Here is a 13256-nt window from a genome sequence, read left to right as displayed (position 1 = left end):
CGACACCATGATGAGCACGTTGTCTGCCGGGATCCTGCTGTTCCTGATCATGGATCCGCTCGGCAACATCCCGCTGTTCCTGAGCCTCCTGCGCAACGTGGATCCGGCGCGACGTCGCCTGGTCCTGATCCGTGAACTGCTGATCGCACTGGCCGTGCTGTTCATATTCCTGTTCAGCGGCAAGTACCTGCTCAGCGCGCTCCAGCTCAAGGCGGAGTCGGTCAGCATCGCCGGCGGCATCGTCCTTTTCCTGATCGGCATCCGCATGATCTTCCCGCCCAAGGACGGCATCTTCGGCGGGGATGTCGACAGCGAGCCCTTCATCGTGCCGATGGCGATCCCGGCGGTTGCAGGCCCTTCGACCATGGCCGCGGTCATGCTGCTTGCCAACAGCAACCCCGGACGCACCGTGGATTGGAGCATCGCCCTGTTCCTGGCCTGGCTGGCGACCTCGGTGCTGCTCATCTCGTCGACCTACCTGTACCGGTGGCTGGGCCACAGTGTCCTGGTCGCCCTTGAGCGGCTCATGGGCATGCTGCTCGTCGCCCTGTCGGTGCAAATGTTCCTGGACGGCGTCGTGGCCTATGTGCGCCTGTCCTCCTGACTTGATGCAAGGGTTCAGGAAATTGCGGCAGTTGCATGATTAGCCGAGGAATTGTCCTTCACTCGCTGCGAGCGTCCAGGGCCTGGCCGCGCTCTGGGCGCGACTGCCGGCCCGGCAGCCGCCAATTTGGGCGCGTGCGGCCCGATGTCGCGGCCAAAACTCTGTTAGAAATTCGTCATAAACTCAGGTTAAACTCCGGTTAATCGCACAGCTTCGCAGAAGCCTTGCCATGGCAAAGCCGACTGATCGAAGCGAAACGATTCAACTCAGTGGGTGCCCCAGGGGGTTCTCGAGTCGACAGCCATCTCGCCACGGCGAGCCGGCCCATGCGTGCCGTACTTCAAGTTCGAATCAATCTAGAGGAAGTCAGTAATGAACAAGCGATTGACGATGCGGTTGCTGCCGCTGATGCTTTCTTCGCTTTTTGCCGTGTCCGGCGCCTACGCGCAGAGCACGTCAGCTACCCTTGGCGGTACCATCACCGATGCGCAGGGACAACCGGCAACCGGTGCCGAAGTCGTCATCACGCACAGCAATTCGGGCACGGTCAGCCGCGCCACGACGGATGCTGCCGGCCGCTACTCCGCACGCGGTCTCCGCGTTGGTGGCCCTTACACGATCACCATCACCAAGGACGGGCAGACCGAAACCCGCAACAACGTCTACCTGCAGATCGGTGAGGCCAATACGGTCAGCGCGAGTCTGATTCCAGCCGAGAGCCTTAATACGATCGTCGTCACCGGCAATGCCAACCTGCTGTTCAGCTCCGAGCGCATGGGCACGGGCACGAACGTCTCGAACGCCGAGATCCAGGCCCTTCCGTCGATCGGCCGCAACATCCAGGACTACATCCGTCTCGATCCGCGTATCGCCCAGGTCAGCAAGGCCGATGGCTCGATCTCCGCCGGCGGCCAGAACACGCGCTTCAATGCGATCCGCATCGATGGCGTCTCGACCAACGATCCGTTCGGCCTCGAGTCGAACAACTTCCCGACCGAGCGCCAGCCGGTGTCGATGGACGCGATCGAGGAAATCAACATCGGTCTGGCCAACTACGACGTGACCACCTCGGGTGGTTCAGGCGCGGTCGTCAATGCCGTAACCAAGTCCGGCACCAATGATTTCCACGGCAGCGTCTACGGTGTCTATCGCGACGACAGCATGGTTGGCGAAGACCCGAGCGGCAACGATTTCAAGGGCTTCAAGGACGAGAAGACCTACGGCCTGACCTTCGGTGGCCCGCTGATCAAGGACACCCTGTTCTTCTTCATCAACTACGAGAAGTTCAAGCGGTCGGCACCGGGCGCCGATGTCTCGAACTCGCCGCTCGGCGACGGTGGCATCACGGCCGATGACATCGCCCAGGTCCAGAGCATCGCCCAGAACGTCTGGGGCTTCGACGCCGGTACCGCGGATGGTGCAAGCAACCTCGGCACCGACATCGAGGAATATGCGGCCAAGATCGACTGGAACATCAACGAGAACCATCGCGCCAGCTTCCGCTACAGCAAGCTCTCGCAGGATGTCGCCAAGATCCCGAACTTCGACAGCAGCCGCGTCTCGCTGAGCACGCACTGGTACAACCAGAACAAGACCTTCGAAAGCTACGTCGGCGAGCTCTTCAGCGACTGGAACGACATGTTCTCAACCGAGCTGAAGATGTCCTACCGCAAGTACGATGCGGTCGCCCAGCCGACCTCGTTCCTGCCGCAGATCCGCATCGATTTCGGCAGCGATTCTCTCTACCTCGGTACCGAACAGAATCGTCACGTCAACGTGATCAACACCAAGGAAAAGAGCCTGTTCGCCGCAGGCAACCTGTTCCTCGGCGATCACACCGTCAAGTTCGGCGTCGACTACTCGAACAACGACATCTTCAACTACTACGGTCGCAACCAGAACGGCACCTACCGGTTTGCCGGCATCGACGAATTCGCGGCCGGCAATCCGCGCGAATTCGACTATCGTGCACCGGCACCGGGCGGCAGCTATGCCGACATCCCCGCGCAGTTCACGATCAACAACACCGGTCTGTTCGTGCAGGACAGCTGGGCTGCCACCTACAATCTGAACCTGACCCTGGGCGTGCGCGTCGATACCCCGGATTTCCCGGACACGCCGCTGAAGAACGACCGTATCCAGGAACTGTACGGCCTCGACAACACCAACCGGCCGAACAGCTCGGTGGTGCAGCCGCGCTTCGGCTTCAATTACAACATCGAGACGGCGCGTCCCACCCAGGTGCGCGGCGGATTCGGCCTGTTCATGGGCTCGCCGCCCAACGTGTGGCTGTCGGGCGTGTACCAGAACACCGGCCGTAACTACGTCGAATACAGCGCGCGTGCGAGCGGCGGCATCGGCGAGATCTTCAATCCGGATCCAAACAACCAGCCGACCACGGGCAGCGTCGGCGGCCGCCAGAACGTCGACATCGTCGAGCCGGGCTTCAAGATGCCTTCGGTGTGGAAGGCCAATGTCGCCCTCGATCACGAACTGCCGTGGGCCGGCATCGTTGCCTCCGTCGAAGTGCTCTCGTTCTGGAACCAGGACGGCATCTACTTCAACCGCCTCGATCTCGGCGACCCGACCGCGGTAGGTCCCGACGGGCGGACGATCTTCTGGAACCAGGCCGGCCTTAATCCGTCCAGCTGGTGTTCCGGAACGAGCTCGAGCTGCCTGAACTTCCCGTCGGGTGGCGTGCAGCGCGCCAATCGTCCGAACGATATCGGCGACGTGATCCTCGTCCGCAACACCAAGAAGGGTGGCGGCAACCAGATCACCCTGAGCCTGGCCAAGCCGATGTCGGATGACGGTTGGTCCTGGCTGGTCGGCTACACGCACACGGAAGCGAAGGAAGTGAACTCCGGTACGAGTTCGCAGAACACCTCGAACTGGAACTACAACCCGATCTACCAGGCGAACGAGGAAGTCGCCTACGACTCGCGTTATGCCTTCAAGCACCGCTTCTCGGGCATCCTGACCAAGGAATGGAAGTTCTTCGGCGACAACAAGACCACCGCTTCCGTCGTCTATGAGGGTCGCACCGGTCGTCCGTACAGCCTGGTCTATTTCAATGACGCCAACGGCGACAGCCGCAGCGCCAACGACCTGTTCTACGTGCCGAGCGGTCCCGGTGACGTGATCTTCCCGGTTGCCGGCGAGGAAGAGGCGTTCTTCGCCTACCTCGATGCGCATCCGGAGATCAACAAGTACCGCGGCCGGGTCGCTCCGGCCAACTCGCTGACGGCCAAGTTCCTGCACAATTTCGATGTGCGCCTGACCCAGGAATTCCCGGGCTTCATGAGCGGCCACAAGGCCGAAGTCACGCTCGACATCATGAATATCGGCAATCTGATCAACAAGGACTGGGGACAGATCGACGACTACGGCTTCTTCTCGACCCGTCGAATCGGCAATTTCGCCGGTATCGATCCGGCCACCGGCAAGTACGTCTACCGCTTCACCGGAGCAGACAGCTCGAGCATCCAGGAAGTCAATGGCGACGGCATCAACACCGGCGTTTCGCGCTGGTCGGTGCAGGCGACTTTCCGCTACAAGTTCTAAGCGCCACCGTTGTCGAAGTGCATGTATGGCCGGCGCCCGCGAGGGCGCCGGCTTTTTTGTGCGCCGCAGTCGCTGCAGTCACGCATATTGACCTGGTCCGCCCGCTTCGAGGATGCTAGTCGACCGCCATGGCATGGCGATGCCAAGTCGCTCAGTTACCTCGACTTGCGGCAACTTACGAGAATTAGAAAAAAATGACGGATTCCAGCTCCCACCATCCCCATCCCGGCAAGGTCAGTGCGCGCATCGCGCCGGCAGCAGGCCTCGACGTCCTCTCCCGCCAGGAAGTGGCGCGCCTGCGCGACGCCAGTGCGGGCGGACTGCATCAGTTGCTGCGACGTTGCGCGCTGGCGGTGCTGACCCAGGGCCATGTGACCGACGATCCGCGCGCGGTCAGCGAGCTTTACTCCGATTTCGAGATCGAAGTGCTGCAGCAGGACCGAGGTGTCCGCCTCGAGCTGACCCATGCGCCGGCGCATGCCTTCGTCGACGGCAAGATCATCCGCGGCATCAACGAGCTGCTGTTCGCCGTGGTCCGCGACATCGTCTACGTATCCACCCAACTGGAGGGCGGCAGCTTCGACCTGGCCAGTTCCGAGGGCATCACCCACGCGGTGTTCGACATCCTGCGCAATGCGCGCGTACTGCGCCCGAATGTCGATCCGAACCTGGTCGTCTGCTGGGGCGGCCATTCGATATCGCGCGTCGAATACGACTACACCAAGCTGGTCGGTTACCAGCTCGGCCTGCGCGGTCTCGATATCTGCACCGGCTGCGGTCCAGGCGCGATGAAGGGGCCGATGAAGGGCGCCACGATCGCCCATGCCAAGCAGCGATTGCGCAAGAACCGCTACGTCGGCATCACCGAGCCCGGCATTATCGCGGCCGAGTCGCCGAATCCGATCGTCAACAACCTGGTCATCATGCCGGATATCGAGAAGCGCCTCGAAGCCTTTGTGCGCGCCGCCCATGCCCTGATCGTGTTTCCGGGAGGCGTCGGCACGGCCGAGGAAATCCTCTACCTGCTCGGCATCCTCCTGCACCCGGCCAATGCGGACATTCCGTGTCCGCTGATCTTCACCGGACCGCGCGCCTCGGCGGCCTACTTCGAGCAGATCGACCGCTTCCTGCGCATGGCGCTCGGCGACGACGTCGCCAGGCATTACCAGATCATCATCGATGATCCGCAACACGTCGCCCATCAGGTGGTCAAGGGCGTGGAGCGCGTGCGCAAGTACCGGCTCGACAACAAGGATGCATTCTTCTTCAACTGGGCCATGAACATCGACATGGCCCTGCAGCAGCCATTCCGGCCGACCCACGAAGCCATGGCCGCGCTGAACCTGCATCGCGACCAGCCCCAGCACGAATTCGCCGCCGATCTGCGCCGGGCGTTCTCGGGAATCGTTGCCGGCAATGTCAAGATCGAAGGCATGCGCGCGATCGAAAAGCACGGCCCATTCCTGATCCGCGGCGATGCCGAAATCATGCAGGCACTCGATGCGCTGCTGGCCAGTTTCGTCAGCCAGCAGCGCATGAAGTTGCCGGGCGGTGCCGCCTACGAACCGTGCTATCGGATCCTTGCCGGCTGATCAGCGGGGATTGGCCGTGCCAGGCCCGCTTGCGCTCAGCGCATCGAGGCAGTCGGTTTGCCACCGCCGGATACGCTGCCGGTGGCGATCTGCACTTTCTGTCCCGCCGCGAGCCGCTCGGCGCCGCGGACGACGACCTGGTCGCCGGGCTTGATCGCGCCTTCCACGGCCGTGAATTCGCCATCACTGGCGCCGACGCGAACGCTGACGCGTTCGCTGCTGCCATCACCTGAAATCCGCACCACGTAGCTGCCATCCGCGCGCTCTACCAGCGCATCGCGCGGCACCGCCATGGTCTTTTCGGCCTCGCGTTCGGGCAGGGCGACCTCGACCGCGTTGCCGACCAGGAGAACACTGCCGGGCAGGGCGATGCGCAGCTCGAACTGACGCGAGCGTTCGTCGCCGACAGCAACCACCGAACGAACCTTTTCGTTGAGCAGTCGATCGCCGGCGCGCACCGCCAACGGCATGCCCGGGCGGACCATGCCGGCCAGTGCCAGCGGCGCCTGCACGCGCGCCTCCAGATTCGTCACATCGACCAGATGCACGATGGCGGAGCCGGTCGCGGCGTATTCACCACGCTGGGCCAGGCGCTCGGTGACCACGCCGGGAAAGGGTGCCTCGATCCGCGTCTGCGAGAGCTCGTATTCGGCGGTGTGGACGCGGACTTCGGCCTGACGCTGCTGGGCCGCAAGCTGGCCGAGCTGGGCCCGGGCTTCGTCGAGCTGGTTGGCGGCGATGCTGTTGCTGTCGGCCAGCGCCTGCAACCGGTCGCACTGGCGCTGGGCGAGGTCGCGCTGGGCCTTGATGCGCGCGACTTCGCTGCGGGCGTCCTCGAGATGCAGGCGGGCAGCGCGATCCTCGAGTCGTGCCACGAGTTCGCCAGCCTTGAGCCGGGTGCCGACTTCGGCGACGAACTCGAGGCGACCTGAAGCACTGGTCGCCAAGCGTGCGTCATCGCGGCTGACGACGCTGCCCGGAACCCAGCGCTGTGGGGCGATCGGTACGAGATCGGCCGTGGCGACTTCGACCATGGCCGCGGGTCCCTGGGCGTGCAGCGGCAGGCTCACCGACGCCAGGATCAGGGAAGCGAGGATCAGATGCAGCGGTTTGATTGACATGGTGACTCCAGGAATTCGATTTCAGGCGGCGCGAGGAACCGCGTCGGTGCTGGTTGCGGCCGCGCCACCGGATGGTTCGCGTCGCCACCCGGACATCAGCCGCATCAGGCTCGGCAGCAGCAGCAGGGAGAAGATCATCGACACCACGACGCCACCGACGATGACTGCCGCCAGTCCCCGGTAGATGACGCTGCCGGGACCCGGATTGACCGCCATCGGCAGGGCACCGAGAGCGCCGGTGAGGGTACTGGCCAGGATCGCCCGCAGGCGCTGGTTCATGGCCTGGCCGATCGATTCCTCGAGGCTGAAGCCTTGATTCTGGGCGATGCGTGTGCGGTCGACGAGCAGGATCGAGTGATTGACGATGATGCCGACCATCATGATGAAGCCGATCATGGTCAGCAGGTCCAGCGGCTGGAAGGCGATCAGGCCGAGCACGCGCAGGCCGATGATGCCGCCAACCAGCGACACCGGCACGGTCAGCACGACGACCAGCGAATCGCGCACGGAGCGGAACATCGCGGCCATCAGCAGGAACAGGACGAGCAGGGCCAGGCCGAAATTCTTCGCCATGGTTGCGGTGATCGTCTGCAGGCGATCGGCGCTGCCGGCCATGCGGATATTCGCGCCTGCGGGCAGTTTCGCTTCGAGCACGGGAAGCACTTCGTTCTGCAGGGTCGCGAGGGCATCCTCGAGCGAAAGGGTCTGCGGCGGATCCATGGTCAGGGTGACCGTGCGGCGATGGTCGAGCCGGCGGATCTGGCCGGGGCCCATGGCGGTTTCGAGGCGGATCACGTCGCCCAGCGGCACGATCCGGCCATCCGGCGTGACCAGCGGCGCTTCGGCCAGGGCTTCGGCCGTCTCGCGCCTGTCGGCGCGCAGGATGATCGGCAGCCGGTTCTGTCCGTCGAAATATTCACCGAGCCAGGCGCCGTCGCCCAGCGTGCGCACGATGGTACCGACCGCGGCTCGGTCCCAACCGGCTTCCGCGATACGCCGATCGTCCGGGATCGCGCGCAACTCGAGCGAGGTCTGGTCGGTATTCGGATTGGCTTGCACATTGGCCCCGGGGAACTTCTGCTCGAGCAGCCGACGGCCTTCCTCGGCGACACGATTGAGCGCCTTGGTGTCGTCGCTTTGCAGATGGATCGCGACCGACCGGGCTGATCCGCCGACACCGCCGAACAGTTCGCCTTCGGTGGCGAAGGCGCGCGTATCGGGGAAGCCCTGGGTGATCTCGTCGCGCATGATCGTTTCGAGTTCGCCGATGCGCGACTCGTCGACGACGCGGGCGCCGATGGTGCCACCGCCAGGCCACAACCAGATGTAGTAGTTCTTCAGCGCCGGCTGCTTTTCACCCTTCATGTAGGGTTGCAGCCGCTCGATCAGCTTGTCGCCGATTTCCCGGTTGACGACTTCGGGGCTCATGCCCGGTGGAAAGCTGAAGAACGCATCGATGGCCGCGCGCTTGACCGGCGGCAGGTAATCGAGCTTGGGCAGGAAAATCCAGCAGGCCACCAGCGGCATCACCAGCAGGGCCATGATCCAGCCGAGCTGCTTGGGTCGGTTGTCGGTCCAGCGCAGGATGCGGTCGGTCAGCGCCGGCCAGCCATCACCATAGCCGGACTTGAGCTTCTTGGCCTTGAGCCAGCCACCGGCCGCGGCCGGCAGGACCGTGATCGCGACCACGATCGAAAGCGCAACGGCGATCGAGATGGTCAGCGCAAGATCGGCAAAGATCTGTCCTTCGACATCGCGCAGGAAGAGTACGGGCAGGAAGACCGCAATGGTCGTCACGGTCGAGGCGATCAGCGCCGGCACCACTTCGCGGGTGCCGGTCCGGGCGGCCTCGATCGGGGTCATGCCGCCTTCCTTGAGCCGGATGATGTTGCCGGATACGACGATCGCGCCTTCGACGACCATGCCGACCGCGAAGGCCAGGCCGGCCAGTGAAATCACGTTGAGCGTGCGACCACCGAGGTCAAGCGCGCCGAACGTAGCCAGCAGGCAAACCGGTATCGCCACGGCGATCAGCAGGGTGGCGCGCCAGTCGCGCATGAACCACCAGACGCAGGCGAGGGCGAGCAGGGCGCCGATGATCAGGTTCTCGGTCAGCAGGTTGACCGCGCGGTGGATGAACAGCGAGGAGTCGTAGCTCTGCTCGATGCCGAGTCCGTGCGACTTCAGTTCACCATCGCGAAGCTCGGCTACGACCTTCTTGACCTGTTCGAGCGTGCCGAGCACGTTGGCGCCCGGCGAGCGCAGTACCTGCAGGCCGATCGCCGGGTTGCCATTCTGGTAGACGAAGAACTGCTGGTCAGGCGGTCGCTTCTCGATCGTGGCGACGTCGCCGAGCTTGATCGGGCGTCCGTCGCGCCAGGCCAGGACCAGGTCACCGAGGTCGTCGGCCTTGTAGCGCCCGGTGAATCGAAGGGTGTATTGCTGGCGGCCGAGTCCGATCTGCCCCGCCGAGACGTCGCTCGCCCGGGTCGCGCGCTGGGCGATTTCCGGGATGCCGATGCCGAAGGCCGCGGCCTTGGCGAGATCCACTGTGATGCGCAGGTCGTCGGGTGGCCCGGAGTTGACGTTGACCGAGGCTACCCCCGGCACCGATTCGATGCGCGGACGGATCACATCCTCGATGTAACTACGGTGGTTCTCGATCGGACCCTCGGTCCCCGGCAGCAGTTGCACGAAAAACCACGACAACGAGTCGTTGGAGTCGTTCTGGCCGCCGCCGAGCTGGATGATCGGTCGGTCGGCATCGGCTGGCTGCGACCGCACGCGGTTCATGCGTCCGATCACGTCGACCAGGGCCGAGCGCATGTCGGTGCCGATGGCGAAGGTAAGGTTGATGAAACTGCCACCGGTATTGGCGTTGCCCTCGATCTCCTCGACGCCCGGCAGACCCTGCAGGACCTGCTCCTGCGGCTCGAGCAATTCCGCCTCGGTTTCCTCGGGCGAGGCCGCGCGCCAGCCGGTAAAGATAGAGATATTGGGTCGTTCGATGTCGGGGAACAGCTGCAGCGGCAGCCGGCCGAGGCTCATGGCCCCGAACAGGCAGATCAGCAGGACGACGACGCCAACGGCGATCGGATTTCGAATCGATGCATCGATCAGCCGCATGGCGGGTCCTCCGAGGTATCACCAGCATGCGCCGGTGGTCTTCCTACCTGGATGCGGCAAAGGTCACGAGGGTTACTTCCGACATGCCCGCTCCCTGCTTCCCCGTGGAGCTGCACAGGGGATGCCGCAAGACGAACGCTGGGGGCGGGACCCGGCGACCGGGCGAGATGGAATGCGCTTTCGCGACGGAGAGACTGGTGGAGGACACAACAAAAAAGGCCGCGATTGCTCGCGGCCTTTTTGAAGTCTGGCGCCCGAAGTTGGACTCGAACCAACGACCCCCTGATTAACAGTCAAGTGCTCTAACCAGCTGAGCTATTCGGGCGGAGCCGCGCATTTTCGCGGGATGGAACCGGATCGTCAAGCCCCGCAATTCGTTCAGGTATCGATCGCGGCGCAGGCGGCGCTTGCCTGGGCGGCCGTCGGCGTGCCGCTGCGCAGGCGGCCCGAATTGTTGATGACCAGGGCCCGCGCCTCGGCCGGTCCGCGTCGATCGCAAACGGTAATGGTCAGATTGCTGCCGTCGGAGGTGCCGTCGGCCTGGTAGCGGATGCGGTAGCGTCCGCTGCTGCTGAGCATGCCCAGGCCACGGGGCTGGGCCTGGCTTGCCGCGATCACGGTTTCGTTGTCGTCATGCTGGTTGTCGCGGTTGTCATCGAAATAGACCAGCCAGCCGCCTTGCCAGCGCGTGCTGTGCTCGCAACTGGACTGATCCGACGAGGGGCAGACGACGACGGTCTTCCTGTGCGTGGCGGCACTGATGCGGGCCTGGTTGATGGCGACCGCCAACGCGCTGCGCGCCGAACGCGAGGCGCCGGCCTGCCGGAGGTTGCCCAGCGTGGGCGTGGCTATCGTTGCGAGGACGGCGATGATCGAGACGACGATCAGCAGCTCGATCAGGGTGACACCGGTGCAGCGGCGGCGAGGCGTGGGCATGGTCGGGATCCGGAAGCGGCGGGTCGGGACTCATGCTAGGAATCGCCACCGGCCGCGGCGATGGGAGAACGTTGCGTGCTCTTGTAGGAAATTGTCGATTGTTCCTGTAGTTCGATTCCTGCGCACGGCTTGAAAGCGCGGACGCCGGCTACGAGATTGGACGTTCCGCCGGCGTCATTCCTGGTTGCGGTGACAGGCCGCGTAGAATCCGCTGCCATCCCTGGAGACTTCATGACCGACACGTTCAAGCTCGAATCGCCGTTCCAGCCGTCCGGCGACCAGCCGCAAGCGATCGAGAAGCTGGTCGCCGGCTTCGAAGCCGGAGTCGCCAGCCAGACCCTGCTCGGCGTGACCGGCTCGGGCAAGACCTACACGATCGCCAACGTCATCCAGCGGGTCCAGCGACCGACCCTGGTCATGGCGCCGAACAAGACCCTGGCCGCGCAGTTGTACGGCGAGTTCAAGGAGTTCTTCCCGCACAATGCGGTCGAGTACTTCGTCAGCTACTACGATTACTACCAGCCCGAGGCCTACGTCGCCTCGTCGGACACCTACATCGAGAAGGACGCCTCGATCAACGAGCACATCGAGCAGATGCGCCTGTCGGCGACCAAGACCCTGCTGTCGCGCTCCGATGCGCTGATCGTGGCCACGGTGTCGGCCATCTACGGCCTCGGCAAGCCCGAGGACTACCTGCAGATGCGCCTGATCCTCGCCCGCGGTGAACACACCGACCAGCGCAAGCTGATCCGCCATCTGACCGAACTGCAGTACACGCGCAACGACATGGAGCTGCGCCGCGGCAGCTACCGGGTGCGCGGAGAGGTGATCGACGTGTTCCCGGCCGAGTCGGAAACCGAGGCCCTGCGCATCGAGTTGTTCGACGGCGACATCGAGAATCTCGCGATCTTCGATCCGCTGACCGGTGAGATCCTGCGCAAGGTGCCGCGCTATACGGTCTACCCGAAGACCCACTATGCGACCACACGCGCGGCCACGCTCAACGCGGTCGAGACGATCAAGGTCGAGCTTAAGGAACGCCTCGAGCAGCTGTACGCGGCGAACAAGCTGGTCGAGGCCCAGCGCCTGCAACAGCGGACCCAGTTCGACATCGAGATGATGGCCGAGATCGGCTACTGCCAGGGCATCGAGAACTACTCGCGGCACCTGACCGGGGCCGCCCCCGGCGAGCCACCGCCGACCCTGTTCGACTACCTGCCGGCCGACGCCCTGCTCGTGGTCGACGAGTCGCACGTGACCATTCCGCAGCTCGGCGGCATGTACAAGGGTGACCGTTCGCGCAAGGAAAACCTCGTCGAGTACGGGTTCCGTCTGCCGTCCGCGCTCGACAACCGGCCGCTGCGCTTCGAGGAATGGGAAGCGCGCGCACCGCGCAGCATCTACGTATCGGCGACTCCGGGGCCATACGAGCGCGAAAAGACGGCCGGCAGCATCGTCGAACTGGTGGTGAGGCCGACCGGACTGATCGACCCGGAGGTCGAGATCCGGCCGGTGCGCACCCAGGTCGACGATCTGCTTTCCGAGGCCAATGCACGCATTGCCATGGGTGATCGTGTGCTGGTCACCACCCTGACCAAGCGCATGGCCGAGAACCTGACCGAGTACCTCGGCGAGCATGGCGTGCGCGTGCGCTACCTGCACTCGGACATCGAGACGGTGGAGCGGGTCGAGATCCTGCGTGACCTGCGCCTCGGCGAGTTCGATGTCCTGGTTGGCATCAACCTGCTGCGCGAGGGGCTCGACATGCCCGAGGTCTCGCTGGTGGCGATCCTCGATGCCGACAAGGAAGGCTTCCTGCGCTCGACCGGATCGCTGATCCAGACCATCGGTCGCGCCGCACGCAACCTGCGCGGCAAGGCCATCCTCTACGCCGACACGATCACGCGTTCGATGCAGGCGGCCATCGACGAGACCGACCGGCGCCGGGCCAAGCAGGTCGAGTACAACCTCGCGCACGGCATCACGCCGAAGGGCGTGAGCAAGAAGATCACCGACATCATGGAAGGGGCACGCGCCGAATCGGCCCGCGGCGGCAAGCGCGACCGCTGGGGCAAGGTTTCGGCAGAGGCGCGCCGCGCAGCGGAGGAGGCAGCCGACTATCGCAGCCTGTCGCCCCAGCAGATCGCCGCGCGGATCAGGAGCCTCGAAACCCAGATGTACAAGCACGCCCAGGACCTCGAGTTCGAGGAGGCCGCGCGCGCCCGCGACGAGATCCACCGGCTCAGGGAGCTGGGGTTGATGGGTTGAGAAGCCGGGATTCGGGATTGGGGATTAGGGATTCGCAAGAGCGGC

General features: G+C 64.3%; 7 protein-coding genes and 1 tRNA gene. 4 read left to right on the top strand and 4 right to left on the bottom strand.

Going from position 1 to position 13256, the window contains the following annotated elements; translation table 11 throughout:
- The first annotated feature begins 10 nt into the window (after positions 1 to 10).
- The 3 genes from BM125_RS00985 (at position 11) to ppnN (ending at position 5760) form a co-directional block, all read left to right on the top strand.
- Positions 11 to 604, top strand: a complete 594-nt coding sequence (locus BM125_RS00985; protein WP_092404146.1) for a YhgN family NAAT transporter — start codon at positions 11 to 13, stop codon at positions 602 to 604.
- A gap of 372 nt (positions 605 to 976) precedes the next feature.
- Positions 977 to 4168 (top strand): TonB-dependent receptor, encoded by a 3192-nt coding sequence (locus BM125_RS00980; RefSeq protein ID WP_245778741.1) that lies wholly within the window; start codon positions 977 to 979, stop codon positions 4166 to 4168.
- 194 nt (positions 4169 to 4362) lie between these two features.
- On the top strand, positions 4363 to 5760 hold the full coding sequence (ppnN, locus tag BM125_RS00975; protein WP_092404007.1) for a nucleotide 5'-monophosphate nucleosidase PpnN: 1398 nt from the start codon (positions 4363 to 4365) through the stop codon (positions 5758 to 5760).
- Between the two features lie 35 nt (positions 5761 to 5795).
- Here ppnN and BM125_RS00970 read toward each other — a convergent pair whose 3' ends face one another.
- From BM125_RS00970 to BM125_RS00955, 4 genes are all read right to left on the bottom strand, one after another.
- On the bottom strand, positions 5796 to 6881 hold the full coding sequence (locus tag BM125_RS00970) for an efflux RND transporter periplasmic adaptor subunit (protein WP_092404006.1): 1086 nt from the start codon (positions 6879 to 6881) through the stop codon (positions 5796 to 5798).
- A 21-nt stretch (positions 6882 to 6902) separates the two neighbouring features.
- The gene (locus tag BM125_RS00965) at positions 6903 to 10007 is read right to left on the bottom strand and encodes an efflux RND transporter permease subunit (protein WP_092404005.1); all 3105 of its coding nucleotides are present in this window, start codon (positions 10005 to 10007) and stop codon (positions 6903 to 6905) included.
- A 248-nt stretch (positions 10008 to 10255) separates the two neighbouring features.
- A tRNA-Asn gene (locus BM125_RS00960) sits at positions 10256 to 10332 on the bottom strand.
- Positions 10333 to 10385: 53 nt separating this feature from the next.
- Complete coding sequence (locus tag BM125_RS00955; RefSeq protein ID WP_092404144.1) at positions 10386 to 10943, bottom strand: GspH/FimT family pseudopilin; 558 nt, start codon at positions 10941 to 10943, stop codon at positions 10386 to 10388.
- A 231-nt stretch (positions 10944 to 11174) separates the two neighbouring features.
- On the opposite strand from BM125_RS00955, the gene uvrB reads away from it, so the two are divergent.
- Positions 11175 to 13211, top strand: a complete 2037-nt coding sequence (gene uvrB / locus BM125_RS00950; protein ID WP_092404004.1) for an excinuclease ABC subunit UvrB — start codon at positions 11175 to 11177, stop codon at positions 13209 to 13211.
- Positions 13212 to 13256 lie beyond the last annotated feature (45 nt).

This window comes from Dokdonella immobilis, assembly GCF_900115085.1.
Classification (GTDB): domain Bacteria; phylum Pseudomonadota; class Gammaproteobacteria; order Xanthomonadales; family Rhodanobacteraceae; genus Dokdonella; species Dokdonella immobilis.
Note: the sequence above shows the minus strand (reverse complement) of the source record. Positions and strands in the feature narration are given on the sequence as shown.